Raw genomic sequence first — 25,806 nt, forward strand, 5'->3', positions numbered from 1 at the left:
GGCAAAACGGCTGTTTCATGGGGTGAGCAGTGCTATATGCTTATTTCAATTCATTGTTGATTTAATATTAAATTCGCCGGGCCGCAATAATCCTGTTACAACGCACATGGCATATTGATTTTAAAACAAGTACTTGCTACTTTTAAAAAATGAAGAAGTGCTTGTTTTTATTCCTGCTTTTACCTTTTGGCGTAAAGGCGCAAAGCGTAACCAACCAGAACCTGTTCGACACCATCCCATTTATTCCGGAGCATACCCCGCAACGGATTGCTCAATTTGCGAAAGAACCTATAGTAACCGGCAAAATTATGTTCCTTGGCAACAGTATTACCGAAATGGGTGACTGGAAAAAGGTATTGAATGATACTACCGTCATTAACCGTGGTATCGGCGGCGATATCACGTTTGGCGTGCTGAAACGAATGAAGGACATTACCGACAGGCAGCCCTCAAAAATCTTCATCCTGCTGGGCATCAACGACATTGGCAGGGATATACCGGATGTGGTAATTGCTGATAATTATCTGAAAATAGTGCGCGAGATACATGCCAAATGCCCGCAAACTAAGGTTTATGTGCAAAGTGTATTGCCGGTAAACCCTACCCTGCCGCGCTTTCCGCAACATTATGATAAAGAGGAGCATGTGCTGGCTTTGAATAAATTACTAAAAGCAAACGCGGTAATAGGAGGCTACACCTATGTCGATATTTTTCATCTTTTTACTGATGAAAATCAGCGGCTGATAGCCAAATACACTTACGAGGGCCTGCACCTGAAGCCAGAAGCTTATGTGATATGGACCGATTACCTGAAGAAAGAGGGTTACCTTTGATCAATAACCGGGATTCTGTTTTAATTTCCCTCCGCTTAGTGTGATCTCAGTCAATGGTATCGGGTACACCTCACTTTTGCCGGTGGTAAACTTTGCGGAAGTTAGTTCCATAGGGCTTTGCGTACCTGAACCAAGCGAGGTTTTTTCATGAGCGATATAGGCATTCAATATGCCGGCCATATACCCGCTGCCGGCCGGTCCACCATACAAACCATCCCAGCGCTGCAGGTCGAAAAAGCGGTGTCCTTCCATACCCAGTTCTATCATACGCTCAAAATAAACCGCTTTGCGCGCATATGACTGGCCACCTGCCGTAAACCCGGTTGACGGGTTACCGCCGGCAGCACCATAAAGCCCGACTTTATAATTAGCGGCTGGCGCAGTGGTATAACCACTCATTGGGTTTGCCGGGTCCTTGTAAGTGTGCACCCATCCGGTGGGGTCAGCAGCCCTGGAACGCACCATATTCACGTAATCTTCGGCCTTTTGGAGGCTGCCTGTTTCAACTTCCACTTCGGCGGCCCACAACAGCACATCCGCAAAGCGTATGGCATTGTAGCTGTTTGATGTTGCCTGGTTAGTCGCCCATCCGCCATAATTCTCGGTTGTTGCCGCTTGCGCAGCCTGGTAGTACACCGTTTTGATATTAACGTATGGCCCCGAGGTTGCCTGGCTGGCATTTGCACCGCCGCTCCACGTATCACCCGGCATCAGGCCCCAATCCAGGTAAGGTATACCACGCCTGCCGACAGACCAATCGAGCCGCGAATCCAAAGTAGCAATAGTTGGCACAAAAGCCGCAGAGGCTGCCAGCCCTTCGTCGTTTTTCAGGTCGGAAGCATCGTAGGTGTCCAGCAGGGGCAAACCGGTATTCGCATCGGTTTTGAAAGCATTTACAAAACTGAACGATGGTTTAAAAAATCCGCAGCAGGCAGCAGGACCCGCCGTAGGGAAATTAAGTATATCTCCCGCATTGCCATTTTGTCCCTGCGTTCCATCGTGCACATACGCCTGTATCACAAATACGCCTTCCGGCCCGTTCTTCGTAGATGGGTTAAAATTGTCGGCATAACGCCCCAATGCATATTTTGCACCGCTTGATGTGACGCCGTTCGTGATAAGGTCGGCCAGCAGCGGCTGCGCCTGGGTGTATTTGTGATCGAACATAAATGTTTTTGCCAGGAACGCCTCTGCCGCATATTTATTGGCACGGCCAATTGACGCCTGGGTAGCGGGCAAAGCAGCCATTGCTGCACTGAAATCGCCTTCTATTTTATCCCATATCGCCCCGGTATTGGTGATGTTTTTATAGCCTTTGTCATAAGCAACCGTCTCGTCGATATAAGGTACGTTATGCCATATTTTAGCAAGCTCAAGCTCGAAAAAACCGCGAAGGAATCTTGCTTCGGCGGTAACCTCAGCCATTTCAGCCGCACTAAGCGAGCCATCCTTAACCAATGGTAACTGCTTAAGCACCGTATTGGAGTAATAGATCCCCTGCATAGTGGTTTGCCATTTAGGGTCCAGCCAGGTGTTATCAGGGGTTTCTATATAATTATTAAGAGCAAAGGCATCCCCCTGGTCGGTTATATTACTGCCACGGTAGGCATCGCCACCGGCTACGCTTCCATACATCCAGTTATCGGTACCGGTGGTCCAGGTTGCCGTGGGTTGCCCGGTGTAAGTACCATCAAGCAGGCCATAAGCATTGATCAGAAGGTTTTCGACACCGGCTCTGGTCTTTGGCGTATTGGCAAGCAACGAATCGGCCTGGTTTGGATCTGAAAGTTTAACCTTTGGTTTTTTACACGTAACAGCAATGGCTGCCAACATAAGAAAAGCAAGAACAACTAACTTATTCTTCATAACATTATTAAATTGAGCATCAACGGTTGTAGCTGGAAAAGAAAGGTTTACCTATCAAATATAACAATTTTACCAGACTTGCAAAAGATGTCTTTCGTGTAACATAAGCCATCGTTTCAGGTCTAAATAAAAAACATTATCATGACCAAAGAATCATTTTCACTAAACGGCGAAAACCTCCTAAAAAAGGTAAAGGAGCTGATCTCGGAAGGCAATGTACGCAAGATCACGATCAACGATAAATCGGGAAAAGAACTGGCCAGTTTTCCGCTGACCGTAGGTGTAGTTGGCGCCCTGTTATTGCCTACCATGGCTGCGGTTGGCGCGATTGCCGCGCTGGTTACCGAATGCACAATTACGGTTGAGCGCGAAGAGGAGCCTGAAGTGCAACAATAAAAAAGACTTACGAAATTTAAAATTTCGTAAGTCTTTGCGCCTCAATTATTTAATCAGCGGGCTGCATCCTGCTGGTTATCGCCAGCCTGTTCCATGCGTTGATAGCAATGATTGCTGTTAGTACCTGCGATACGTATTTCCGGCCCAGTAAAGTTTCCGCTTCCTCGTATGTTTTGTCGGACACACCGTGATTGCTGATCAATGTCATTTCTTCGGTCAAAGCTAAAATAGCTCTTTCTTCGGGCGTATAAAGCTCAGTTTCGCGCCATGCATTCAATAAATAAATACGTTTTTCGGTCTCCCCGGCTGCCCTTGCGTCCCTGGTGTGCATATTGATACAGTAGGCACAGCCATTGATCTGCGATGCCCTGATCCGGATCAACTCAGCGTGTGTTTGATCGATCCCTGTGGTTTTTAAATAATTTTCTAAACCCATTATGGCTTCGTATGCCTTGGGTTCAACGCCAACTCTTTTGCTCATGACTTTAAAGATTAAATGTTGAGACAAAGGTCCGCTGTCCCGGGGACAAAAAAGTTAATCGTAATTAATTAATGTTAGTCCGAAAGTTGGAAAGACCGGAAGTCCGAAAGACGGGTACCGGGCTTTCCGTGCTTTCGGACTTATTCGGACTTATGCGGACTTCCTGACTTCTTTCCCCTTATCTTACTTAAAAATTGCGGCGTGAAACCAAGATAAGACGCCAGCATGTATTGCGGAATACGCTGAACGAAACCGGGGAACAGGCTCACAAAATGGCGGTAGCGTTCTTCATCGGTCTGGTCACGGAAGTATTCCAGCCGCCGCATCGTAGCGGTGAAAGCCTTTTGCAATATCAGGCGAAAATAGCGTTCCATTTTTGGCACTTTTACCAATAAGTCGTCCAGCGCTTTTTTATCCAGGCTGATCACCTCTGAATCCTCAATTGCCTGCAGGTAATAACTGGACGGCTTACCGGTCTCCAGGCTGCTGTAATCTGTTATCCACCAGTTTTCGATACCGAACATGGTGATCTGTTCCTGCCCGTTGCGGTTGATGAAATACAGGCGCATGCAGCCTTTCCCTACAAAATAATTGGCACGGCACGTTTCACCGGGCTGCAAAAGAAAGCCTTTCTTTTTTACGGAGACCGTTTTAACCGCCGCAATTATTTCTTCCGATTCGGCTTCGGTCAGCCGGACAAATTTATTGATGTGGGTAATAAGATCATTTACCATTCGCTCAAATATAACGCGCCTGGCTCTTTGAAGAAGAGAGCGGGCGGGTGCTGTAACAAAACTAATACATTCCGCAATCCTATAGTTATTTTTTAATTTCGTTGTCATGAAGATCGCAGCATTATCCATAGGTTTCGCCACCGCAGTTTTATTATCGGCGACATTATGCTCCGCCCAGGGCACTAATCAAACAAAAGATCCCGTTATTGACCAGATCATACAGGAAGAAAACAGCAACTCACAGCTTGAAACACTTGCGCATCAGCTATTCGACGGTATAGGTCCAAGGCTGGTCGGTACGCCCCAGATGCAAAAAGCGGGCGATTGGGCGGTGGCTAAATATACCGGTTGGGGCATCAGCGCCAAGCAGGAAAAATGGGGCGACTGGCGGGGCTGGGAACGTGGCGTTTCGCATATCGACCTGGTTTACCCGCGCGAAAAATCGCTGGAGGGAATGCAATTGGCCTGGAGCCCCGGCATGGGCAAAAAGACGGTTACCGCTGAGTTAGTTATTATACCCGACCTGGCTGACAGCAATGCGTTTAAGGCCTGGCTGCCCAATGTGAAAGGCAAATTTGTGATGATATCCATGTGCCAGCCAACCGGCCGGCCCGATTATAACTGGACTGAATTTGGCACGAAAGAATCATTTGAAAAAATGAAGAAAGAGCGTACTGCTCAAACCGAAGCCTGGCGCGACCGCCTGCGTAAAACCGGGCTTACCAACAAAACTTTGCCCGTGGCACTGGAGAACGCCGGCGCGGTTGGCGTAGTGATCAATAATTGGTCGAATGGTTTTGGAGTAGATAAGATATTCGGCGCGTATACTAAAAAAGTACCGACCATTGATATCGGCCTTGAAGATTATGGTATGCTTTACCGCCTGACCGAATCGGGCGACAAGCCGAAGATCAGCGTGCATTGCGAATCAAAGGAGCTTGGGCCAATGCCCACCTTCAATGTGGTTGGCGAAATAAAGGGCACTGAAAAACCGAATGAATATGTCATACTTTCGGCCCACTTCGACTCATGGGACGGTGGCACCGGCGCTACCGACAATGGGACAGGCACGATAACGATGATGGAAGCCATCCGCATCCTGAAAAAAGTATATCCAAATCCAAAAAGAACCATCCTGATATGCGATTGGGGAAGCGAGGAAGAAGGGCTAAATGGTTCGAGGGCGTTCGTGGAAGATCATCCCGAAATTGTAAAAAATGTACAGGCATTATTTAACCAGGATAACGGAACCGGGCGCATCGAGAACATTTCGGGCCAGGGATACCTTAATTCTTACGAATACATCACACGCTGGCTGTCGAAAGTGCCGGCTGAATATAAAACCGACCTCAAGACAAGTTTTCCCGGCGCGCCGGGCCGGGGCGGGTCTGATTTTGCCTCATTCGTAGCGGCAGGCGCTCCGGCTTTTTCGTTAAGCTCGCTCAACTGGTCGTATGGCATATACACCTGGCATACCAACCGCGATACTTATGACAAAATTGTATTCGACGATGTGCGGAACAACGCCATCCTTACAGCAATTTTGGCTTACGAGGCCTGCGAGGACCCTGCAAAGACGTCGAACGAAAAAAGCGTGCTGCCTATCGATACGAAAACGGGCCAGCCCGCGAATTGGCCGGAGCCGGTTAAAGCCAACAGGCACGGCGGGTTTGATTGACAACCTCTAACCCGATAGCTATCGGTCTCCCCTTGTAGGGGAGATTTTTTTTAAATAATCCATTTATGGGCCCTTACCTTTTGGAGAGGGCTTTTATTTTGTTCGACAGTAATTACTTTAGGCTAACTTCTAATGCAGCGGCTGTGAGTGCACTTACCTCGCCGTCCGGGTTCAGTCCGACGGAATCCTGGAAAAGTTTTACCGCGTTAAAGGTGCACTCGCCGAAAATGTTGTCCACCCCGTCGGTATCAAAACCGCGGTGGTTCAGGGCCGCTTGTATCTTTCCCACATCAGGCGACACCATATACGGGTGCATCAGCCTGTAAATGATAATAGACGGCGGCGTGTAGGGAATGACCGGGTTTGGTTTATAGTTTACGCCCGGCACCAGCACGCCCATGTCCCACCGGCGCCCGTCAACTACGGAGTTGGTAATCCCGTCGGCTTTGCCATGTGCCTCTACAGTTCCGCCGTTCCCGTCCGATACGGCTATATGGCCCACATCACCATTTCCGGCAAACCGGATGATGGCCGCTCCCGGCGTAGCCTTGGCCTCTTCAACCGTAATGATGCGGCCGAGCGTATTGGCATCCCGGGCCCATTGGCTGCTATAGGTTTCGTAAGTATGCGGATCGCCCTGGTTATTCTCACAACCGTAAAGTAGCCCGAAAACCTGGTAATAAAGCCATGATACAAACTCGGTGCAATCCCAGGGTCCTTTGTAATTGCCGTCATCCTTAGGCACATGCACCCCTAATTGGTAGGGTTCTCCAACGTGCTTGTCGCCTAACAAAATGATATCGTCGCCAGTCATTAAGTATGCTTTACTTAATAAAGATAAATATTTTTTATTTCTGCCGACCAAAATACAATTTCTGCCCCTTTCAACTCAAACTCCGGCGACATTCGATAAACATTTCCCATTAAGTAAAACATAATATCCGTATTAAATATTAGTTAATATATAGCCGATACAAATTTCAGATGCCATGATACCAACAGAAGACCCCCCGTTTTATTTTTCGGTTAATCATATCATTAAACCGCATGCCTCAAAACTTATTTACGGTATTCGCTACCACGAGGCGGAATATTTTATATTAAAGACCCACGGTACAAACGATTGCGAACAACTGGATAGTAATGCAGCTTTAAAGCCGGAAATAATGGAAAAGATATGCAGCGTCATCTCCGCTATTGAACAGGATTACAAAAAAGCACCGCCATTAGAATTTATTAACATCGAAATATTTAATATCCTGGCAAGGAGCAGGGAAAATGATGGCTCTGACAACGCAGACAGGTATGTTTGATTTTTGCTTTAGCTCAATATCTCGGCTATTTCAGCAAAACCCTTTTCCCGGGCAAGGTCTGCCGGAAGCTTACCGCCTTCCATGCGCGCTTCGGTTGATGCGCCATGCTCAAGCAGTAATATCAATAGCTCAAGATTGCCATTCTGCGCTGCTGAATGCAAAGGGGTAGCGCCTGCCTGCTGGCGTACATTTACCTGCGCGCCATTGTCCACCAGCATGCGGACAATTTCGGTATAATTCCCCGCTGCGGCCGAATGTATGGGGAATACGTTAAACCCGTTATTTGAGGGTAAATTTACGTCGGCCCCTTTCAGCACCAGGTAACGGGCCACTTCGAATTGCCCGAAATAACAGGCCAGCCCCAGCGGTGTAAATCCGTCGTCGGCATAATCATTTACCGCTTCGGGATGGGTATAAAGCAGGTGTGCTACTACGTCGAACTTGCCTGCAGCCGAAGCCTCGAACAGGCTGATATCCTCTACATATTTCAGCAGCAGCGCTGTAACCTCGGGCTTTTTATAATAACAGGAAAGCATTAAGGGCGAAACCTGGGCCGAGGTTTTCGCTTTGGCAAGCGCCGGATTTTGCTGCAACAGGCTAACCAGGCTGTTCAGGTCGGCTGCAGCTATGTATTCTTCCAGTAATTCCACGCTCATACCCCAATATTACTAAAAAATCAGGCACAAACAGGGCATGCGTTAATAACTTGACGAATGTGGAAAAAACCTATGCATAATCACTCATCGCTGATCACCAATCATAATTCGCCTGTAATTTATTCTTCCAATATTTGTTTAATCTGCTAACTTTACGGTTGCGTTTTAACGCGCTCATGTAAAGGATGCCGGCTAAAGGAAACCAATTCAAAACAAACACTTTAAGGGACGATAGCAAACCCGACCGTTCCTCGTCAAAAAGCGAAAAGGAAAAGCCATCTAAGCAAAAACAGGACAGGCAGCCGCCGTTTAACTTCAAAGACGGGCGCGCTACCAAGATCCTGGGCTTGTTTTTGCTCATTTTATCGGTGTTTTTTCTTATTGCGTTTACATCGTACCTGTTTACCTGGCAGGAAGATCAAAGTTACGTATCTGTTGCCAACGGCGGCTGGCACAACCTGTTCAAAACCCAGCAGGAACTCATCGACAATGGCATCAAAAACCCGGTTGTCGAAAACTGGCTGGGTAAATTTGGCGCCCTCCTCTCGAACCAGTTTATTTTCCAGTGGTTTGGCATAGCTTCTTTCCTGTTCGTATTCGTATTTTTCATAGTCGGTTACCGGCTGCTTTTCAAGGTAAGGCTTTACCCGGTTGGCAAAACATTGGGTTATTCGCTGTTCCTGCTTGTTTTTGTATCGGTAACGCTTGGTTTTTTTCATGCCTTTGTAAGCGATGTTCCGCATTTCCTGGAAGGCAACTTCGGATTTTGGACCAACCGCCTGATGGATGCACAGGTTGGCCGGACAGGTGTTGCCGGGCTGTTGATATTTGCCGCGCTTACCGTATTGATCATTGCCTATAACATCGACTTCCGTTTGCCAAGGTTAAGGGCCAAAAAACTGAATGATGATATAGTTGAAAATTTAGTGCCCGAAGCAGTTGAATTGGAGGACGATTTCCGTTCGCGCCCTATCGAGTGGCAAAAGAACGGCAATCAAATGAAGGATGAGCCGGTAAAGGCTGAACCGCTGGACGTGGTAAAACCCGAGCCTGTATTTCATGAACCGGTAGTTTTAAAGCCCGACACATCGACACATGAGCCAGAGTCTGAAGATGAAATACCGCTCACCATCGACACTGCCCGCCCAACCAATATATTGAACATTGAACAGGCCGACGACGATAAGGCAAAAGGTCTTGTCGATCAGTTCGGCACATACGACCATAAACTTGAACTGGCTTCCTATAAATACCCTTCGCTTGACCTGTTAGAGAATTACGGATCGAACAAGATCACGGTCAATTCGGAGGAGCTAGAGGCAAATAAGAACAAGATCGTCGAGACCTTAAATCACTATAACATCGAGATCGACAAAATAAAAGCTACCATTGGGCCGACGGTTACGCTGTACGAGATCATACCGGCGCCGGGTGTGCGTATCTCCAAGATCAAGAACCTGGAGGATGATATCGCGCTTTCGCTGGCTGCATTGGGTATCCGTATCATTGCCCCTATGCCGGGCAAAGGCACTATCGGTATCGAAGTGCCAAATCAGAACCCCGAGATGGTTTCCATGCGCTCCATACTGGCTACGGATAAATTCCAGAACACCACAATGGACCTGCCTATTGCTTTAGGTAAAACCATATCCAACGAAGTTTTCATTGCCGACCTGGCCAAAATGCCCCACCTGCTGGTAGCGGGCGCTACGGGCCAGGGTAAATCGGTCGGTATCAACGCCATATTAGTATCATTACTTTACAAAAAGCATCCGGCCGAATTAAAATTTGTGCTCGTCGACCCGAAAAAGGTCGAGCTGACTTTATTCCGCAAAATAGAGCGCCATTTCCTGGCAAAACTGCCCGATGAGTCCGACGCTATCATAACCGATACCAAGAAGGTGGTAAATACGCTCAATTCGCTTTGTATCGAAATGGACCAGCGTTATGACCTGTTGAAAGATGCCGGGGTGCGTAACCTGAAAGAATACAATACTAAGTTCATCAACCGCAAAATAAGCGAGCCGGAAAAACACCGCTACCTGCCCTTTATTGTGCTGGTGGTAGATGAGTTTGCCGACCTGATGATGACTGCCGGCAAAGAAGTGGAAATGCCGATAGCGCGACTGGCGCAGCTGGCCCGTGCGGTGGGCATACACTTGGTTATTGCTACGCAAAGGCCATCGGTAAACATTATTACGGGTACCATAAAAGCCAACTTCCCTTCAAGGCTTGCCTTCAGGGTATTGTCGAAGATCGACTCGCGTACCATCCTGGATGCGGGCGGCGCCGACCAGCTGATCGGGCGCGGGGATATGCTGCTTTCGACAGGGAGCGACCTGATACGCCTGCAATGCGCCTTTGTTGATACGCCTGAAGTTGAAAGAGTATCCGACTTTATCGGGAACCAACGCGGCTACCCGACCGCGCTTCTATTGCCCGAATACGTAGGCGAAGGCGAAAGCAGCAGTGCAAAGGATTTTGATCCTGCGGACCGCGACCCGATGTTTGAAGAAGCTGCCAGGCTGGTAGTTATGCATCAGCAAGGCTCCACTTCGCTTATCCAGCGTAAGCTGAAATTGGGCTATAACCGCGCCGGGCGTATAATCGATCAATTGGAAGCTACAGGCATTGTCGGCCCGTTTGAAGGCAGCAAAGCCCGTGAGGTGCTGTTCAGCGACGAATACAGCCTGGAAAGGCACCTGGAAACCATTCAAAAAACAATTTGATATTAAACCCTGTTCACCAGTCGCGGTCTGAACTATAGTTGACCATTGACTAATGACCAATAATTATGACGAAGAAAATATTTGCATCTACCCTGGCAATTTTGTTAACCTTAAACATCGCGTTTGCCCAAAAAGACGCGGAAGCAAAAAAGATATTAAGCGCGGTTAGCAAAAAATACAGCAGGTATAACATTATTAAGGCTGATTTTACCTTTTCCCTGGAAGACCCGCAGGCGCAGATGAATGATACCCAAACGGGGACGCTGATATCGCAACCTAAAGCCAATAAGTTTAAAGTGACCATTTACGACCCAAAGGAAAAAAAAGCTACCGTAGTACAGGAAATTATCAGCGATGGCAAAAGCCAATGGACCTACAATAAAAAGGATAAAGAAGTGGAATTGAACGATGTGGACCATAGCGACGATAACCTGAACCCTGCCCAGATATTCACCATTTATGAACACGGTTACAAATACGTTTATAATGGCGACGAAAAAATAGACGGCAAATTATGTCAAATAATTGATCTGACGCCGGATGACTCGAAAAAGCAATTTTTTAAAGTACGCCTGACGATTGACAAGACCAAAAAAGCCATATACAGCGCTTTGATATTCGATAAGAATGGCAGCCGCTATACTTATACTATCCGCAGCCTCACATCCGAACCAAAAACGCCCGAAAGCACATTTACCTTTGACAAAAAAGATCATCCGGGTGTGGAAGTAGTGGATCTGCGATGAACCAGGGATAAGTTAGCCTTGCTGAGGAGAGAAGATAAGATTTAGATCTGATCCTGAACGAAATTAAAAAACATATCCCACAACTAAATATTTAATTTTCAAAAACTGACGCATTGGTCAGCAATAAAATATTCGGTTGCGGGATAAATTTAACGGATGCCGGCTTACTTCGTAAAAGTCAGCCGCTCATAACGTTGTCCGGCAGGGGTACTCACATTTGATGTAAGAACCAGGTTATTATCATCAATAGTTGTAACGATGAATGGGTATGAATTACTTTGGCCGGTTACCACATTACCATTTTGGCTATAGTACAAATTCGTCCATGAAACCTGCAAATTGAGGGATGAAAGCGTATATATCGCTGTATCGACAAGATTACCCGATGTTATGTGGATATACAGGTTACTGTATTTTGTGAACTTAAAATGATCGCCATCCACACCCGTGTAAACATTACTGGCCCCATTTAAAAAAACGGAGTCCTTCTTCAGGTTCCAGTTACCAACTATTAAGGTGCTGCCAACAAGTGTGGTACTGGTATCCACCTTTACAGGTGTAGTAGGTGTAACCGACGTCTTCCCACAGGAAAAAATAGTTATTGTGATAAGAGCAATGGCAACTGTTAAGAGTAAAGTTTTCATAATTTGGTTATTAAATAATTGTAAACGTATAAATGTAGTTTCTATTTTGATATTTATTAAAATATTATCACCCGGAAACAGTCAAATTTGGACGGGTGATAATGATATATCATACATTACGGCTATTATTGGCTTTATGCTACAAAGGAATTAATAAAATAATTTCTTTTATTCATTCCCGGCCTTTTGCCTTCTTTCCATCACCTCTCGCCAGGTGGTAAGAATATAACCGTTCTTTTTCAAAAACGTCCTTAAGCGGGGGTCGAGCATAGCCATCAGGTCGCCTTTTCGTTTTTTGCTTTCTTTGCAAATATACTGGAAGTTAGGCGACGGGTTGGTGCAGTGCATGATCACCATTGTCAGGCCCGGACTAAGCCGGCCTATGCTTTCGATATAATGATCGGTGTACCATTTTTGTATCTCGGCATCGGTTTTATGGTCAATATCCGGCATTTGCCAGTCGTAGCTCGAATTGTGCAGATCGTCGAGCACGGGCAGGCCGTTCTTCCATATCATGGCGCCAATATCTTTGGCCCCGGCAAGTTCTGCCGGGTCTGGTATGGTCATACCTTCTTTGTATGTTCCTTTTTTCTTCATATCAGCTACCACCGCAGCTTTGGCCTCGGCTTTGTAAAAAGTGTCATCTCCGCCGGGGAACATCACCGGAATCTGTGTTTCAATTCCCAACCGGATGTACTTTTCCATAAAGGCTTTTTTCGCAAATAGTGTCCCCATGTGCGAATCGAGATGTGTGGGTTTAAAACCCATGGACAGCGCACGATCCAATTGGGCGCGTATCTCCTTATCCACCTCGTCGCCCGATGCACTAAAGTAAACCGCCGCCACCGCAGGATAGAAGCTTCCCTGTTTATCAACAAGGCCGGGTACAGCCGCTTTGCCTGCCAATGGCCCCCAGCGGTAATTCTCCCACTCGGATGTAAGCGTCAGGTGAAGGCCGGCATCCAGATCGGGGTGTTCCTTAATATATTTCACTATCTCAGGCACCCAGGGACAGGGCATCATCACACTGGTAGAGGTAGCTACGCCCTTTCCGGTTGCTTGTTCGACACCATCGTTTGAATCGTGCGACATGCCGGCATCGTCCACGTGCAGTATCAATACTTTAGCACCCTTGGGCCAGCCAAGCTTTTCGGCATAGGTTTTGGCTTCCTGCGCAAAGGTGTAGATACCGGTTGTTAAGAGCAACAGGGTAAGGAGAAGCTTTTTCATAAAGGTTATAATTGGGAAATAAATATAAGCTTTTGAGTCGGGAAATTATAGTCCGCCTCCTTTGGGAGGAGATATAGGTTGAGGCAAATCACACAAATTTCTTTAGCTTTATCCCGTTCATGAGCAGACTGCAATTCAAAGATAAATGGATATTAGTTACCGGCGCATCGTCCGGGCTTGGCGAGGAAATAGCGCGGCAACTGGCAAACCGCCATGGCGCTAACCTTATTTTGCTGGCGCGAAGGAAAGATAAGCTCGCACAGTTAAAAGCCGAATTGGAAACGCAAGCCAGTGTCAAAGTTAAAGTGATAACAGCCGATCTTTCCAAATTGGAAGATGTTGACCATGCGCTGGATGAAATTTTGAAAAGCGGCGACCTTTACGGCGCTATCCTTAACGCCGGGATAACCTATTTTGGCAGGCACGAGGAACTGGGCTGGGACGACTTCCAAACAATGCTGCAAACCAACGTAAATGCTGTAGCAAGGATGACCAACCGGCTAACTTTCGAGTTTGAAAAAACCGGCAAAGAAGGCGGCATCCTCATCGTATCCAGCATGGCGGCGATATTCCCGGTGCCTTACCAGGCTGCATATTCGGGCACCAAAGCATTCATTTTGAGTTTCGCCACTGCACTATCGCACGAATTGAAAAATCGAAATTTCTCCATTACGGTATATACTCCCGGCGGCATTGTTACCGAAATGACCGCAGGCGAAAAATTCAATGATCTGAAAAGCTGGCTGATGCCTGTGGACCAGGCCGCTAAAGAAGGGATAGATGCATTTGTTAAACGGAAACTGGTACATATCCCTGGCTTTATGAACCGTGTTGGCGGCTTTTTTATCAAATTTTTACCGAAAGGATTTGTAATGAAGCAAATGAGCGGAGTATACAGGAAATCGCTGGATAAGGCCGAAAAAAAATAACGCGTCTAACCTCTCACCGTGCCGACTCACCCCGGCATTGCTTCGCTCGCCGACCCTCTCTGCTGCAGGCAGCAAAGAGGGTTGTTTCTGAACCGAAGAGCTCCGTCTTTACTTGCTGATCAATAGCTAAAAACGGTTGGTTACTTGTTTTACAGCCCTCTTTACATCAAAGGCGGAGAAAGAGCCGACAAGCGGCTTAGCGATGTCGGGGTGAGTCCATTGCTGACCGCGGCGCTAAGTAGTGTACCGAAAATAAAACATCCGCACTTCATAAATTCAAAATATTTTAAAAACTAACGCCCCGAATCTCACATCTCAAATCTATTCTTGCTATTTTTGGGACACATGCTTACGCTAACTACCCATACGCTTGAAAAACTGGAAATCTTACTCCGCAGCGCAGGGTATAAAGTGCGGTACGAGAAAGGCAACTTTAAAACCGGCGCGTGCATGTTGCTGAGCAGCAAGGTTATTGTAGTCAACAAATTCTCCAACCTCGAAAGCAAGATACACGCCATTGTTGAGCTGGTGCGCGAACTGGACCTTGATTACGACCTGCTCGACGATAAACAGATAACCTTCGTTCAACAAATAAAACAAACCCGGCTGCAACTGTGACCATTACTTTTTTAGGAACCGGAACTTCGCAGGGTGTACCTGTTATAGCCTGCAATTGCGAGGTGTGTACCTCGCCCGATCCGCGCGACAAGCGGCTGCGGTCGTCAATTATGGTCGAGGCCCAAGGAAAGGTGATCGTGATCGATTCGGGACCCGACTTCCGCTACCAGATGCTGCGGGCAAAAGTGAGGCACCTGGACGCCATTGTTTTTACGCACGAACATAAGGACCATATCGCCGGTATGGACGATATTCGCGCTTTCAACTATCGCCAGGAATCGGCCATTGATGTCTACGCCACCACACGTGTGCAGGAAGCGCTGAAGCGCGAGTTTTCCTATGTTTTTGCCGAAATGAAATACCCGGGCATACCGGAAGTGAACCTTAAAACCATCGACCTGAAACCATTTTCGATAGGTGATATCCAGTTCAGGCCTATAGAGGTGATGCACTACAAACTGCCTGTACTGGGTTTCCGCATTGGCGATTTTACTTATATCACCGACGCCAAAACTATCTCAGAAGCCGAAAAACAAAAAATAAAGGGGACAAAAATATTGGTCATCAACGCGTTGCAGATAGAGAAGCATATTTCCCATTTCACATTTGTCGAAGCTATCGCTTTCGCCAAAGAGATCGGCGCCGAAAAGACCTATTTCACACACATCAGTCACCGGTTGGGGCGACATGAGTCTATCCTCGGATTACTTCCAAAAAACATCACCCTGGCTTACGACGGCCTGGTGCTGGAAGTGTAACTTACAGGCTTACCAAACTTACCCTGTCAATTGTCGCTTTACAACGTTGGTGACTGCCTTTATTGCGAACGTCAACTCTTCCGCGGATAACTATCGATTTATTGTTCAACCGGGTAAATTGCCCGTCGTTATACTCAAAAAGCCCATGGTGCGTACCGGCAAGATACAAGGGGCAGTCAGGGTTAAAATTCACCCAGAGTGCGTTGCCTGCTGTAGTATTGATCAATGTTTGGTCATTGAATAAGGCGGACAGTTCCTTCCCTTCTTCGTATTTGCCCGAAACTTCGATGTATTGCTGGTCGTAATTTTCGATACTGTCCATCAGTTTGCTGAAACTTACTTTCTTGAAAGCGACGCCATCATCGCATTCGCTAATAAATACCTGCCTTTTATGACTGCAGGATTGCAGCCCGATAGCTGTAACAACAAAGAGCAAGGGCAATATCCTGGTGCGCATTGAACGAAAGGGATATTGTTGTGGTTGGGGTAACGCCATAACAAACATGTTTAGACAGCTATACGAAATTCACCGCCGGATATTTTATCAATGGATTACAAACGCCCTGAAAATCAGTATATGAACATAATTTTTACAATAGCAGCGTTTAAATGACGAATTATACTTTGACAAGCCTATTAAAAAATCTGATATTGTGACCATATCTGCCATCAACTTAATTATGAAGAAGAAATTATTGACAGCATTATTCGCATTCGCGGTATTCGCCGTCCATGCACAGCAAAAGGTAATTCAACTATACAACGGCGCTGCCCCCGGCTCGGAAAGCTGGAACTGGGAAGAAAAACAGCTCGACAGTAACTTATGGCATACGCCGGTGGTTTACAATGTCACCCATCCATCGCTCACTGTGTTCCAACCGTGGAAAAACAACAACGTCGGCACAGCGGTTATCGTTTGCCCGGGCGGTGGTTTCCAGGCCTTATCTATTAAAAACGAAGGTACCGATGTAGCCGATTGGCTAAGATGGAGAGGCCTGACAGCATTCGTACTGAAGTATCGCGTCATGCACACGCTGACGAGCGACCCTACCGAGGAACAGCGTACCAAACCGGTAAAGCAAATGCAGGAAGATGCAAAAAAAGTTATCCCACTTGCCATTGCTGATACCCGTGCCGCTATAGCTTATGTTCGGCAGCACGCTGCTGAGTATGGGGTTTCGCCGGACCGCATTGTGATCATCGGCTTCTCTGCAGGCGGAACGATGGCAGCATCAAGCGCCTACAATTATACACCCGAAAACAAACCCGATTACGTAGCCCCCATCTATGCATATATGCCGCCGGAATTGCAGGGAACCATACCTGCCGATGCCCCTCCCCTGTTTTTAGCCGCCGCAAGTGACGATGGTTTTGGCCTGGCGCCGCATAGTGTCGACCTGTACAGTAAATGGCTGGCATCCAAACACTCGGCCGAACTGCACCTGTATGCCAAAGGGAACCATGGTTTCGGGATGAAGCACCAGGGCATACCTACCGACAACTGGATAGACCGCTTTTATGATTGGCTTGGATTGGAGGGCCTTTTAGCGCCCCTTGATCCGCAGGTTGCAGAAGCCCGCAGGATTGAAAGCCAGCCCGACTGGGCCGGCCTGAGAAGATACGCAGGTGACAACAGCAAGGTACCGCCGCCCGCACCTAACGAAAAGCGTGTGGTGTTTATGGGTAACTCTATTACCGACGCATGGATCAGGTCCGATTCGGCCTTTTTTGCAGGGAAACCTTATTACGACCGCGGCATCAGCGGGCAAACTACGCCGCAGATGCTGGTGCGTTTCCGCGAGGACGTGATCGAACTTAAGCCATCGGTGGTGGTTATACTGGCTGGCATTAATGACATTGCTGAAAATACCGGCCCAAATAAACTTGAAAATGTTTTTGGCAATATAGTATCCATGACACAACTTGCGCGTAAAGCAGGGATAAAGGTGGTTATCTCGTCTGTTTTGCCATCCAATCATTTCCCCTGGAGGCCATCGATCATCCCAACGGAAAAGGTTATCGCCCTTAACAAAATGCTGAAAAGTTATGCCGATAAAAATGGGGTGGTTTACCTGGATTATTATTCAAAAATGGTAGACGCGGAAAAAGGCCTGCCAAAAAATCTATCAAACGATGGCGTACACCCTACTTTGGAAGGCTACCGTGTAATGGAACCATTGGCAGAAAAAGCGATTGCTGAGGCGCTCAAAAGGAAGCAGTAATATGATAGCGCGACATTGGAAAGGTATTGTTAAAAAAGAACGGGTCGACGATTATATCGCCCATTTGCAAGACGATACATTTAAAAAACTATCAGAGATAAAGGGATTTTCAAAGGCGTCCATTCTGAGGCGCAACATAGAAAGAGGCGTTGAATTCCTGATCATTACCGAATGGGAGAGCATTGACGCCATCAAACAATTCGCCGGTGAGTCATTTGAAACTGCTGTAGTACCGAAAATTGCACAGGACATGATGATTAGTTTTGACCCATCTGTAAGTCACTATGACATTTATGTTTGACAAATTCCTTGCGAATCCCTTAAATCCCGAAATCGTGTCTTATTTCAGCACCGGCAAAATGATCTTCGACTGGTCATGATAAATATTGATGGTCTCTTTCACAAAGTCCGAATCTTTTGCATGATAGATGTCCATAAATTGCTGCGGGTTACGATCGACTAAAGGGAACCAGCTGCTTTGAATCTGTATCATGATGCGGTGTCCTTTTTTGAAGGTATGCGCCACATCGGGCAGGGTATATTTAACTTCGGTTTGCTTACCGGGCACAAATGGTTCCGGCTTTTCGTAACTGTTCCTGAATTTGCCCCGCATGATCTCCGCCCTCACCAGCATCTGGTAACCACCCATCGGGTACGGACCTTTCTGGTCTTCCTCGGCATAAATATTAACATCGTTGTACGACCCGCTATCCGGGTAAACATCTATCAGCTTAACCACAAAATCGGCATCGGTATTGGACAGGCTTACCACCAGGTCGGCGACAACCGGGCCGCCCAACGTAACATCCTTATTCAGAATGTCAGTTTGATAGCTTAACACATCGGTCCTTCGCGAAGCAAAACGCTGATCGTCGGACATGTAAGTACGTGTGCGGTTAAAATGTACGCCTTCATCATACGGTACAGGTTTGGCGGGGTCACTGATATAACTGTCAGACGAAGTCTTTTCATTCCCCATCATGCTGAAAGACAAATCGCCTTTTGGTTCCAGGTAAACCGGTGTCGGGGTCATATCCGCAGGTGGCCATTGCGGCAGGCGATGCCATTTGTTTTCTCCGGTAAAATAAATAGTAGCTTTCGTAATGCTGTCTACCGAGCCTTTACCTTCCAGGTAGTAGTTAAAGAACGGCACCTCGATGTTATTGGCATACCATTCGCTGGTATTGCTGCCGAATTGAATATTTCCATGGTGCGTCCCGTCGTTATTCTCCCACTGTCCGTGATACCAGGGGCCCATCACCAGCCGGCTATTTGTGGCGGGGCTTTGTTTTACCAGCGCCTGGTACAGGTTCCATGCGCCAAAACAGTCTTCCGCATCAAACTCGCCGCCTACTATTAGTATTGCCGGTTTCACATCCTTTACCCCTACCCTGGCGTTGCGTGCCTGCCACCAGGCATCGCGGTTTGGATGGTTCATCATTTCATTCCAGAATTTGATGCTGTCGCCAACCAATTTGGTCAAATTTTGCAAAGCACCGGCACGCAAATAGAATTCATAGTTATCATGTACCGGGTAATCATATTTTTTGGCGGGGAGGGGTGTCGGTTTGGGATGCGGTTGACCGAAGCCGCCGCCAAAATAAAAGTCAAAGGCATCCATCTGGAAAAATGCACCGTTATGATGAAAGTCATCACCCACAAACCAATCGGTAACAGGTGCCTGCGGGCTAACCGCTTTCAATGCAGGGTGCCCACTTAGCGAGGCCATATTGGAATAAAATCCCGGGTACGAAGTACCTAAAACACCCACGTTTCCATTATTATTTTCCAGGTTCTTTATCATCCAGTCAATCGTATCATACGCATCAGTGGACTCGTCAATATCCTGCTTCGTTTTTTTATTTGGGTTAAAGGGCCGCACATCCACAAATTCGCCTTCACTCATCCAACGGCCCCGTACGTCCTGTATCACCATGATATACTGTTCTTTGCAATATTGCATTAAATGAGTTCTCCAAAAGGGAAGGTAGTCTGAACCATAGGGCCGGCAACTATATGGGGTACGCTCCATTAAAATCGGGTGCTTTTCTGCCTTATCATTCGGCAAATAAATGGAAGTAAAAAGCTTTATACCATCGCGCATGGGTATGGTAACTTCCTTTTTGGTGTAATGGCTGACAAACCAAACAGAATCAGCATTTTGGGCGCTGACAAAAAAGGGCAATAACAACAGGGCGAAGAGACAGGTCTTTCTCATGATGATCGGTTAATAATTTTAAAGATGTGGAATTTTAACGGTGATTGAAAATAGCCACCTTCGCGCTTGAATTATCGGGTAAAGCTTTTAAATTGCGTGATGAAATTTTTTATTAAGACTGTTATTATTCTTTTTATTCCTTTAGCCTCATTTGCGCAGGATACGGTAAGATTAAAACACCAGGCGCAGGCTGTTGCTGACGCACTGCTAAAGGGTGATTATAGCACCTTAGCTGACCATACCTATCCAAAAATAGTTGCACAAATGGGCGGGAAAGAGAAAATGATAGCTACCATTAAGCAAGGTTTGGAGCAGATGAATGCCCAGGGATTTTCCTTCGCCGATGCTACGGTTGGCTCGCCTGGCAAGTTTTACAAAGCGGGTACCGAGATCCATTGCCTTATCCCGCAAAGGATAGCGCTTAAGTCGCCTAACAGCCGTATAGTTAACAACAGTTATTTGCTGGCGGTTACAAAGGACGGCGGGAAGTTTTGGTATTTTCTTGATATTAACCGGGGCACCTATAGTAAAATCCCTCAGTTATTCCCGAACTTTAATAAAAAGCTGGTGATACCGGAACCTACCCAGCCCTCGATACAGTAAACGAACCTTTTTAAGTTCGAATTGTTAATTTATCAAACAACCAAGGCCTATGAGCGATATCAAAGAACAATTCGGAAACGTTTCAAAGCAATACGATTCGCAGCGGGAATTTTTGATCCCCTGCTTTAACGACTTTTACACTGCCTGCATGCCGCTGGTAAAAAGCCTGACCCATGCCAAAACCGTTTTGGACATAGGCGCCGGCACTGGCCTGTTCTCGCAATTTATTTACAGCGAAAAACCCGACCTGAAATACACCCTGCTCGACGTTTCGGGCAAGATGCTGGACGTGGCCAAAGAGCGGTTTGAAGGACGAAGCAATTTTGACTACATTGAGCTGGACTTTGGCAAAGAACCATTGCCCGGCAAGTACGACCTGATCATTTCGGGCCTGGCCATCCACCATTTGGAAGATGCTGATAAGGCGAAACTTTATAAAAACATTTACCAAGCATTGAACGACGGCGGCCTGTTCATTAACGCCGACCAGGTAGCCGGCCGCAACCAACTGTTCGACAGCCTGTATAAATACAACTGGCGCGAAACGGTGACGCATTCGGGGCTTGACCATGAAGCAATAGTACAGGCTTTTGAACGTACCAAACTGGATAAGCTGGCGCCCCTGGAAACCCAATTACAGATGCTTGCAAAAGCCGGTTTTAACGACGTGGATTGCATTTACAAAAACATGAACTTTGTAGTGTTCGGCGGCTTTAAGGACGAGGATGTGGAAACGGCGGTGATTTAGTTTGGCTAATGGTTGATGGATAATAGTTCATGGCAGGAAATTATTGCTTTCGGACTTGTGCGGACTTCCGGACTTTCCGACTTCTATTTCTTCTTCGCCTCTATATTCGGCAAAAACCCTGTTAATACGCCGATAAGCGGCAGGAACGCACACACTTTAAACACGTAATTGATGCTGGTATGATCGGCAAGGCTGCCTAACAGGGCTGAGCCCAAGCCGCCCATGCCAAATGCAAGCCCGAAAAACAAGCCGGCCACCAGGCCCACCTTGCCCGGTATCAATTCCTGACCGTAGACCAGGATGGCAGAGAAAGCCGAGGAAATGATGAGACCAATGATAACGGAGAGTGCACCCGTCCAGAACAGATTAGCATAAGGCAGCAGCAAGGTAAACGGCGCCGCGCCGAGGATCGATATCCAGATAATATATTTTCGCCCGAACTTATCGCCCAGGTGCCCGCCGGTTATGGTACCCACGGCTACGGCCAGCAGGAACATGAACAGAAAATATTGCGAATGCTGTACAGAAAGGTGGAACTTGCCGATGAGGTAAAAGGTATAATAACTGCTGATACTGGCGAGGTAAACAAATTTAGAAAAAATGAGTACCAGCAGGATGAACATGGAGAATATAACCTTTTTACGAGGGAATTCAGGATGACCCGTACCGGCATGTTTGCGCGTGGCGAGCCTGGTCAGCATTTGTTTTTTATACCAGCCGCCTACTTTAAATAAGATAACGATAGCCAGCAAAGCCCCGATGCCAAACCAGGAAATACTTTTTTGCCCCTGCGGAACGATGATCCAGGCTGCCAGTAAGGGGCCCAGAGCGCTGCCTGCGTTTCCACCCAACTGAAAGATCGACTGTGCCAGTCCGCGCCTGCCGCCGGATGCCAGGTAAGCTACCCGTGACGATTCGGGGTGGAATATGGACGAACCCATACCTATCAGCATCACAGAAACTAGTATCATAGCGTAAGACGGCGCCTGCGATAAACACAATAAGCCGATCAACGTTAAACCCATACCTAAGGGCAAGGAATAGGCATGTGATTTCTTGTCGGTGTACATCCCAACCAGTGGCTGCAGTATAGAAGCAGATAGTTGAAATACCAGTGTAATAATACCGATCTGCGAGAAATTAAGATGAAAACTATCCTTGATGACAGGGTATATCGCCGGCATCAGCGATTGTACCATATCGTTCAGCAGATGCGAAAAGCTGATCGCGAATAAAATCAGGAACACTGTTTGCTCAACAGGCGCCTCGCTGGTTGTGACAGACCCGGTTTTCATGCCGGTAAAAGTAATAGTTAACTTTTATTGGGTTAATGAAAATTTAACACGTGGCATTTCCATGATACTTATTTCCCATAGGTATCCCATGCTGCTTTGGCAATTTTGGCAATAACCTCGTCGCGTGTGGCTTCATCGGCCTTTGAATTACAAACCATCACTACTATGGCCAGGTGCTTGCCATTAGGGAGTGTTATTATACCTATATCGTTCGTGGCAGGAGACAATCCTTCGGCATTGGTTGGCGAGGTGCCGGTTTTATGGGCCACCACCGCGTCTTTAGGAAGCAGCCCCCTGAGCCGGTGCGGACCAGTAGTGGTAGCCAGCATAGCCTGCATCAAAAAATCGTTACTCGCCTTAGATAAGGCTTTTCCGTGATAGAAAATATCAAGCAAATGTACCAGGTCGGCGGGTTTGGCCCAGTTGGTGTATTGCACTTCCCAGGCCGAGGCCATATCAGCCTCGGAAGCCTTTATCGCGATCCCTTTTACGCCAAGGCTATGAATATATTCTTCCACTACTTTCGGCCCGCCTATTTTTTTCAGCAGAAAGTCGCAGGCCGTATTATCGCTTTGTGAAACCATGTAGCCAATTATCTCACTCAAAGGCAATTCGGCGCCGTCGGGATATTTGTCGCGCATGGGGCTCCAGGTATTGGGGTGCATGTCTCGCTTAGCCACCTTTATCTTTTCATCGAGTTTGAACTTTCCTTTATCTACCAGGTTAAGCACGCACATGGCAATCGGAAACTTAAATACACTGTGCATGACCAGCCGCGACTGCGAATTGTAATTTAAGGTATCGTGGCTTTCAAGCCCGAGAATGGACACGCCGACAATTCCTTTGGATTCGGCAGAGATGGTTTTTATTTTGTTTAAGAGTTCGCTATCCTGGGCATAAACTGCGTTAAAGGATAAAACTACAAACAACAGGCAGGAGGCAAATATCTTAGGCATAAAAAGGGCGTTAAACTTTATGATTAACGCCCTGCAAATTAATAAATTTCTTACTCTCCTGTTTTATTTGGATGATGACTTTTAAAATACCTGTACGAATAAACAACAGGTATGATGACGATAACGAACATCACGCTCATAAAGGCAATAAGCCCGGTTTTTACAGGCAACAGCAGCACAAGCACCGCGAGTATCAGCCCCCCTGCAAACCATAGTTTTCCGGCCAGGCGGTGGGTGGCCCGCCAGTTATCAGGGTCCTCCAGTGTCCAGGGGGTACGCAGGCCGGCAAAATAATTGGGTTTTATGCTGTGCATCAGGTTGCCCATGAATGCAAAGAACAAACCGACCGCCGGCAAGATTACTTTATCAACCCTGAAGGTTTTGTCGATAGTTGCCAGGGTGATCCCGATGGACAGAACGGCCATCAGCAATACGATACCTAAACCGATCTTTTGAAAAGTTGCATCGCCATATTTTACCAGCTTTTTGGGGTCGATGGCCGGAAGGAACTTGAACAAAAAATAAACCAGGCATGACATGCCCATCAATATAAGCGGACCGATCAGGAATTCATTTTTACTGCCATACCTGTCGGGTGTGCCCTTGATCCCGAAATGGACCGGCACCGTTTCCGGCAAGGTTGGAAAAACATAGAGCAGGTAAGCCAATGGCAACAGCCATATTACCAGCGCAGCCACGTCCATTTTGTTAAATCTTTTCATTGTTTTTATCTTTTTGTGGTGATTTAAATTGCATTATCCATTTCAGCATTTCGTCCATTACTGTGGTGTTTATCGAGTAATAAATAAACTGGCCTTCCTTTACCGATACCACCAGGCCCGCCTGCCGCAGCAGGTCGAGGTGATGCGATATGCTGGGCTTGGATATGTTGAACTGATCGGCTATATCGCCTGCCGTCATATCCTTGTCCTTCAGCAGTTCCAGTATGTCCCTGCGGGTTTGGTCGTTCAATGCTTTAAATAATATATTCAACTCTCGACTATTTATATATTTAGACAAATGTCTAAATACTTTGTTACAAAAACAACTCAATTTTATGATTGAGTTGATTATCAATAGAATATTATCTTAATTCTTGCAAAATTTCGCGAGATTTTGAATAGCCTCCACCTGTCCCAGGCCGGCGAGTATGCTCCAGTCAGCACAGGCCTCTTTCTTTTTACCCAGGTTAGTATGAATAAAAGCTTTCAGATAATACGCATTCAAATTTATATTATCTACCTGGAGGCATTGATCGAGCAGTTCCAGAGCCTTATCATAATTACGGTTGTTTGATTGCTTAATGGCTTCATCTGTAGTTTGGCGTACAGCTTCCACTTCCTCTTCAGACAGTTTGCCGTAAGGCGCGGGGGAAATAAAGGGATATTCGATACTCATCGTATTCATCTCGCCTAACCCGGGGTAGGGGCGCCGGCCCGTTTTTAAAGTAATCAGCACTAATGAATTTACCGGCACACCATTTTTCTTTGCCGGTATCCAGCTTAAATTTCCAATGCCATTTCCAGCTATTTTTGCGAAACTTCTGGACACGCTATCGAGGCTTAACACCGTGAAATTTTTCACCCGGCCTTTTTTATCCACTATAAAGCTGGCTTTTAAACTCCCCTTATCATACCTGGTATTTATCTCGGACATCCAACCATTGAGGTCTCCTTTGCATTGAGGAAAAAGTTCTCTTGTAGCCTCGTACACCGAGTCCTTTAAAATAGCATTAAATGTTGCCGCCGTATGCACATTATGCTCCATAGTCTTTACAAAATAGTATACAGGGATCTGTTTATCCTGTACGCCGAATGGAGCGAACAGAGATAACTTCAAAGTATCATTTGCAAGACCTATCACGTTGTAGATAGCACCTCCGGCAACTAACGAATCACCTTTAAGTTTATACGGCAGTTTATATCCCTCAAATAGCACGCCGCTACTATAGATCACATAACCATCGTTTCCGAAATTATACTTTAAGAAATCCATGCCGCAGCCATAATGGTCTATGATCCGGCTGCCGTCTTTCATCTGGGCCTTTACTTTGACCCAAAGACCCGTTAATGCCTGGTCGGTCACCTGCCCGAATGAAAATAAGGGCAAAAAAATCAGGAGTAAAAAATATTTCATGCGTAATAAGTTTAGGT

Annotated in this window: 27 protein-coding genes; 13 read left to right on the forward strand and 14 right to left on the reverse strand. The window is 46.7% G+C overall.

Annotation, left to right across the window (positions count from 1 at the left end; all coding sequences use genetic code 11):
* The first annotated feature begins 149 nt into the window (after positions 1-149).
* Positions 150-833 carry a GDSL-type esterase/lipase family protein gene (locus VL525_RS00645; protein ID WP_325382225.1) on the forward strand — a complete coding sequence of 228 codons (684 nt, stop codon included), beginning with the start codon at positions 150-152 and terminating at the stop codon, positions 831-833.
* Here the strand turns inward: VL525_RS00645 and VL525_RS00650 are convergent, their stop codons facing one another.
* Positions 834-2,699, reverse strand: a complete 1,866-nt coding sequence (locus VL525_RS00650) for a RagB/SusD family nutrient uptake outer membrane protein (protein ID WP_325382227.1) — start codon at positions 2,697-2,699, stop codon at positions 834-836. It lies immediately after the preceding gene.
* A 141-nt stretch (positions 2,700-2,840) separates the two neighbouring features.
* On the opposite strand from VL525_RS00650, the gene VL525_RS00655 reads away from it, so the two are divergent.
* On the forward strand, positions 2,841-3,095 hold the full coding sequence (locus VL525_RS00655; RefSeq protein WP_325382229.1) for a DUF4342 domain-containing protein: 255 nt from the start codon (positions 2,841-2,843) through the stop codon (positions 3,093-3,095).
* A gap of 49 nt (positions 3,096-3,144) precedes the next feature.
* On the opposite strand, the gene VL525_RS00660 is transcribed toward VL525_RS00655, so the two are convergent.
* Positions 3,145-3,576, reverse strand: coding sequence for a carboxymuconolactone decarboxylase family protein (locus VL525_RS00660; RefSeq protein ID WP_325382231.1), 432 nt, complete (start codon positions 3,574-3,576; stop codon positions 3,145-3,147).
* A gap of 140 nt (positions 3,577-3,716) precedes the next feature.
* Entirely contained in the window at positions 3,717-4,310 is a 594-nt protein-coding gene (locus VL525_RS00665) for a Crp/Fnr family transcriptional regulator (protein WP_325382233.1), read from the reverse strand.
* Positions 4,311-4,416: 106 nt separating this feature from the next.
* Between VL525_RS00665 and VL525_RS00670 the strand changes: the two genes are divergently transcribed.
* Positions 4,417-5,988, forward strand: coding sequence for a M20/M25/M40 family metallo-hydrolase (locus VL525_RS00670; RefSeq protein ID WP_325382235.1), 1,572 nt, complete (start codon positions 4,417-4,419; stop codon positions 5,986-5,988).
* A 112-nt stretch (positions 5,989-6,100) separates the two neighbouring features.
* Here VL525_RS00670 and VL525_RS00675 read toward each other — a convergent pair whose 3' ends face one another.
* Positions 6,101-6,802 carry a peptidoglycan-binding domain-containing protein gene (locus VL525_RS00675; protein WP_325382237.1) on the reverse strand — a complete coding sequence of 234 codons (702 nt, stop codon included), beginning with the start codon at positions 6,800-6,802 and terminating at the stop codon, positions 6,101-6,103.
* A 175-nt stretch (positions 6,803-6,977) separates the two neighbouring features.
* Here VL525_RS00675 and VL525_RS00680 point away from each other — a divergent pair, with 175 nt between their 5' ends.
* On the forward strand, positions 6,978-7,301 hold the full coding sequence (locus VL525_RS00680) for a hypothetical protein (RefSeq protein WP_325382239.1): 324 nt from the start codon (positions 6,978-6,980) through the stop codon (positions 7,299-7,301).
* Between the two features lie 8 nt (positions 7,302-7,309).
* On the opposite strand, the gene VL525_RS00685 is transcribed toward VL525_RS00680, so the two are convergent.
* Positions 7,310-7,957, reverse strand: coding sequence for an ankyrin repeat domain-containing protein (locus tag VL525_RS00685; RefSeq protein ID WP_325382241.1), 648 nt, complete (start codon positions 7,955-7,957; stop codon positions 7,310-7,312).
* A gap of 185 nt (positions 7,958-8,142) precedes the next feature.
* Here VL525_RS00685 and VL525_RS00690 point away from each other — a divergent pair, with 185 nt between their 5' ends.
* Together VL525_RS00690 and VL525_RS00695 are read left to right on the forward strand one after the other, a co-directional pair.
* Positions 8,143-10,686, forward strand: coding sequence for an FtsK/SpoIIIE family DNA translocase (locus VL525_RS00690; RefSeq protein WP_325382243.1), 2,544 nt, complete (start codon positions 8,143-8,145; stop codon positions 10,684-10,686).
* Between the two features lie 65 nt (positions 10,687-10,751).
* Positions 10,752-11,432: an outer membrane lipoprotein carrier protein LolA gene (locus VL525_RS00695; RefSeq protein WP_325382245.1), complete on the forward strand. Its 681-nt coding sequence runs from the start codon at positions 10,752-10,754 to the stop codon at positions 11,430-11,432.
* Between the two features lie 164 nt (positions 11,433-11,596).
* Here the strand turns inward: VL525_RS00695 and VL525_RS00700 are convergent, their stop codons facing one another.
* Together VL525_RS00700 and VL525_RS00705 are read right to left on the reverse strand one after the other, a co-directional pair.
* A complete protein-coding gene (locus VL525_RS00700; protein ID WP_325382247.1) occupies positions 11,597-12,076 on the reverse strand; it encodes a hypothetical protein in 480 nt (159 codons plus the stop codon).
* A gap of 168 nt (positions 12,077-12,244) precedes the next feature.
* Positions 12,245-13,306 carry a polysaccharide deacetylase family protein gene (locus VL525_RS00705; RefSeq protein WP_325382249.1) on the reverse strand — a complete coding sequence of 354 codons (1,062 nt, stop codon included), beginning with the start codon at positions 13,304-13,306 and terminating at the stop codon, positions 12,245-12,247.
* 119 nt (positions 13,307-13,425) lie between these two features.
* On the opposite strand from VL525_RS00705, the gene VL525_RS00710 reads away from it, so the two are divergent.
* From VL525_RS00710 to VL525_RS00720, 3 genes are all read left to right on the forward strand, one after another.
* Positions 13,426-14,235, forward strand: a complete 810-nt coding sequence (locus tag VL525_RS00710) for an SDR family NAD(P)-dependent oxidoreductase (RefSeq protein ID WP_325382251.1) — start codon at positions 13,426-13,428, stop codon at positions 14,233-14,235.
* 345 nt (positions 14,236-14,580) lie between these two features.
* Positions 14,581-14,853 carry a hypothetical protein gene (locus tag VL525_RS00715; protein ID WP_147032209.1) on the forward strand — a complete coding sequence of 91 codons (273 nt, stop codon included), beginning with the start codon at positions 14,581-14,583 and terminating at the stop codon, positions 14,851-14,853.
* The gene (locus VL525_RS00720; protein ID WP_325382254.1) at positions 14,850-15,611 is read left to right on the forward strand and encodes an MBL fold metallo-hydrolase; all 762 of its coding nucleotides are present in this window, start codon (positions 14,850-14,852) and stop codon (positions 15,609-15,611) included. Before VL525_RS00715 ends, VL525_RS00720 begins: the two co-directional genes overlap by 4 nt.
* 1 nt (position 15,612) lies before the next feature.
* Here the strand turns inward: VL525_RS00720 and VL525_RS00725 are convergent, their stop codons facing one another.
* Positions 15,613-16,107 (reverse strand): hypothetical protein, encoded by a 495-nt coding sequence (locus VL525_RS00725; protein ID WP_325382256.1) that lies wholly within the window; start codon positions 16,105-16,107, stop codon positions 15,613-15,615.
* A gap of 184 nt (positions 16,108-16,291) precedes the next feature.
* On the opposite strand from VL525_RS00725, the gene VL525_RS00730 reads away from it, so the two are divergent.
* Together VL525_RS00730 and VL525_RS00735 are read left to right on the forward strand one after the other, a co-directional pair.
* Positions 16,292-17,833 carry a GDSL-type esterase/lipase family protein gene (locus VL525_RS00730; RefSeq protein WP_325382258.1) on the forward strand — a complete coding sequence of 514 codons (1,542 nt, stop codon included), beginning with the start codon at positions 16,292-16,294 and terminating at the stop codon, positions 17,831-17,833.
* Between the two features lies 1 nt (position 17,834).
* On the forward strand, positions 17,835-18,134 hold the full coding sequence (locus VL525_RS00735; RefSeq protein ID WP_325382260.1) for an antibiotic biosynthesis monooxygenase: 300 nt from the start codon (positions 17,835-17,837) through the stop codon (positions 18,132-18,134).
* Positions 18,135-18,173: 39 nt separating this feature from the next.
* On the opposite strand, the gene VL525_RS00740 is transcribed toward VL525_RS00735, so the two are convergent.
* Positions 18,174-20,051, reverse strand: coding sequence for a CocE/NonD family hydrolase (locus VL525_RS00740; RefSeq protein ID WP_325382262.1), 1,878 nt, complete (start codon positions 20,049-20,051; stop codon positions 18,174-18,176).
* 99 nt (positions 20,052-20,150) lie between these two features.
* Between VL525_RS00740 and VL525_RS00745 the strand changes: the two genes are divergently transcribed.
* Together VL525_RS00745 and VL525_RS00750 are read left to right on the forward strand one after the other, a co-directional pair.
* Positions 20,151-20,654, forward strand: a complete 504-nt coding sequence (locus VL525_RS00745; protein WP_325382264.1) for a hypothetical protein — start codon at positions 20,151-20,153, stop codon at positions 20,652-20,654.
* 49 nt (positions 20,655-20,703) lie between these two features.
* Positions 20,704-21,402 (forward strand): class I SAM-dependent methyltransferase, encoded by a 699-nt coding sequence (locus VL525_RS00750; RefSeq protein WP_325382266.1) that lies wholly within the window; start codon positions 20,704-20,706, stop codon positions 21,400-21,402.
* A gap of 83 nt (positions 21,403-21,485) precedes the next feature.
* On the opposite strand, the gene VL525_RS00755 is transcribed toward VL525_RS00750, so the two are convergent.
* From VL525_RS00755 to VL525_RS00775, 5 genes are all read right to left on the reverse strand, one after another.
* Positions 21,486-22,697 (reverse strand): MFS transporter, encoded by a 1,212-nt coding sequence (locus VL525_RS00755; RefSeq protein ID WP_325382268.1) that lies wholly within the window; start codon positions 22,695-22,697, stop codon positions 21,486-21,488.
* 68 nt (positions 22,698-22,765) lie between these two features.
* A complete protein-coding gene (gene bla / locus VL525_RS00760) occupies positions 22,766-23,653 on the reverse strand; it encodes a class A beta-lactamase, subclass A2 (protein WP_325382270.1) in 888 nt (295 codons plus the stop codon).
* A 50-nt stretch (positions 23,654-23,703) separates the two neighbouring features.
* Entirely contained in the window at positions 23,704-24,375 is a 672-nt protein-coding gene (locus VL525_RS00765) for an SdpI family protein (protein WP_325382272.1), read from the reverse strand.
* A complete protein-coding gene (locus VL525_RS00770; RefSeq protein ID WP_325382274.1) occupies positions 24,362-24,646 on the reverse strand; it encodes an autorepressor SdpR family transcription factor in 285 nt (94 codons plus the stop codon). The genes VL525_RS00765 and VL525_RS00770 overlap by 14 nt, the downstream gene beginning before the upstream one ends.
* Positions 24,647-24,742: 96 nt before the next feature.
* Positions 24,743-25,789, reverse strand: a complete 1,047-nt coding sequence (locus VL525_RS00775) for a hypothetical protein (RefSeq protein ID WP_325382276.1) — start codon at positions 25,787-25,789, stop codon at positions 24,743-24,745.
* Between the last annotated feature and the right edge of the window lie 17 nt (positions 25,790-25,806).

Source organism: Mucilaginibacter sp. (assembly GCF_035492695.1).
Classification (GTDB): domain Bacteria; phylum Bacteroidota; class Bacteroidia; order Sphingobacteriales; family Sphingobacteriaceae; genus Mucilaginibacter.

What these genes read in the sequence shown, in the direction of transcription:
- VL525_RS00765 (WP_325382272.1), bottom strand. Translation starts at nt 24,375, where the DNA reads ATGAAAAGATTTAACAAAATGGACGTGGCTGCGCTGGTAATATGGCTG.
- VL525_RS00745 (WP_325382264.1), top strand. Translation starts at nt 20,151, where the DNA reads ATGAAATTTTTTATTAAGACTGTTATTATTCTTTTTATTCCTTTAGCC.
- VL525_RS00675 (WP_325382237.1), bottom strand. Translation starts at nt 6,802, where the DNA reads ATGACTGGCGACGATATCATTTTGTTAGGCGACAAGCACGTTGGAGAA.
- VL525_RS00660 (WP_325382231.1), bottom strand. Translation starts at nt 3,576, where the DNA reads ATGAGCAAAAGAGTTGGCGTTGAACCCAAGGCATACGAAGCCATAATG.
- VL525_RS00690 (WP_325382243.1), top strand. Translation starts at nt 8,143, where the DNA reads ATGCCGGCTAAAGGAAACCAATTCAAAACAAACACTTTAAGGGACGAT.
- VL525_RS00705 (WP_325382249.1), bottom strand. Translation starts at nt 13,306, where the DNA reads ATGAAAAAGCTTCTCCTTACCCTGTTGCTCTTAACAACCGGTATCTAC.
- VL525_RS00665 (WP_325382233.1), bottom strand. Translation starts at nt 4,310, where the DNA reads ATGGTAAATGATCTTATTACCCACATCAATAAATTTGTCCGGCTGACC.
- VL525_RS00650 (WP_325382227.1), bottom strand. Translation starts at nt 2,699, where the DNA reads ATGAAGAATAAGTTAGTTGTTCTTGCTTTTCTTATGTTGGCAGCCATT.
- VL525_RS00755 (WP_325382268.1), bottom strand. Translation starts at nt 22,697, where the DNA reads ATGAAAACCGGGTCTGTCACAACCAGCGAGGCGCCTGTTGAGCAAACA.
- VL525_RS00695 (WP_325382245.1), top strand. Translation starts at nt 10,752, where the DNA reads ATGACGAAGAAAATATTTGCATCTACCCTGGCAATTTTGTTAACCTTA.
- VL525_RS00655 (WP_325382229.1), top strand. Translation starts at nt 2,841, where the DNA reads ATGACCAAAGAATCATTTTCACTAAACGGCGAAAACCTCCTAAAAAAG.
- VL525_RS00750 (WP_325382266.1), top strand. Translation starts at nt 20,704, where the DNA reads ATGAGCGATATCAAAGAACAATTCGGAAACGTTTCAAAGCAATACGAT.
- VL525_RS00645 (WP_325382225.1), top strand. Translation starts at nt 150, where the DNA reads ATGAAGAAGTGCTTGTTTTTATTCCTGCTTTTACCTTTTGGCGTAAAG.
- VL525_RS00685 (WP_325382241.1), bottom strand. Translation starts at nt 7,957, where the DNA reads ATGAGCGTGGAATTACTGGAAGAATACATAGCTGCAGCCGACCTGAAC.
- VL525_RS00735 (WP_325382260.1), top strand. Translation starts at nt 17,835, where the DNA reads ATGATAGCGCGACATTGGAAAGGTATTGTTAAAAAAGAACGGGTCGAC.
- VL525_RS00730 (WP_325382258.1), top strand. Translation starts at nt 16,292, where the DNA reads ATGAAGAAGAAATTATTGACAGCATTATTCGCATTCGCGGTATTCGCC.
- bla (WP_325382270.1), bottom strand. Translation starts at nt 23,653, where the DNA reads ATGCCTAAGATATTTGCCTCCTGCCTGTTGTTTGTAGTTTTATCCTTT.
- VL525_RS00680 (WP_325382239.1), top strand. Translation starts at nt 6,978, where the DNA reads ATGATACCAACAGAAGACCCCCCGTTTTATTTTTCGGTTAATCATATC.
- VL525_RS00710 (WP_325382251.1), top strand. Translation starts at nt 13,426, where the DNA reads ATGAGCAGACTGCAATTCAAAGATAAATGGATATTAGTTACCGGCGCA.
- VL525_RS00775 (WP_325382276.1), bottom strand. Translation starts at nt 25,789, where the DNA reads ATGAAATATTTTTTACTCCTGATTTTTTTGCCCTTATTTTCATTCGGG.
- VL525_RS00725 (WP_325382256.1), bottom strand. Translation starts at nt 16,107, where the DNA reads ATGGCGTTACCCCAACCACAACAATATCCCTTTCGTTCAATGCGCACC.
- VL525_RS00715 (WP_147032209.1), top strand. Translation starts at nt 14,581, where the DNA reads ATGCTTACGCTAACTACCCATACGCTTGAAAAACTGGAAATCTTACTC.
- VL525_RS00740 (WP_325382262.1), bottom strand. Translation starts at nt 20,051, where the DNA reads ATGAGAAAGACCTGTCTCTTCGCCCTGTTGTTATTGCCCTTTTTTGTC.
- VL525_RS00700 (WP_325382247.1), bottom strand. Translation starts at nt 12,076, where the DNA reads ATGAAAACTTTACTCTTAACAGTTGCCATTGCTCTTATCACAATAACT.
- VL525_RS00670 (WP_325382235.1), top strand. Translation starts at nt 4,417, where the DNA reads ATGAAGATCGCAGCATTATCCATAGGTTTCGCCACCGCAGTTTTATTA.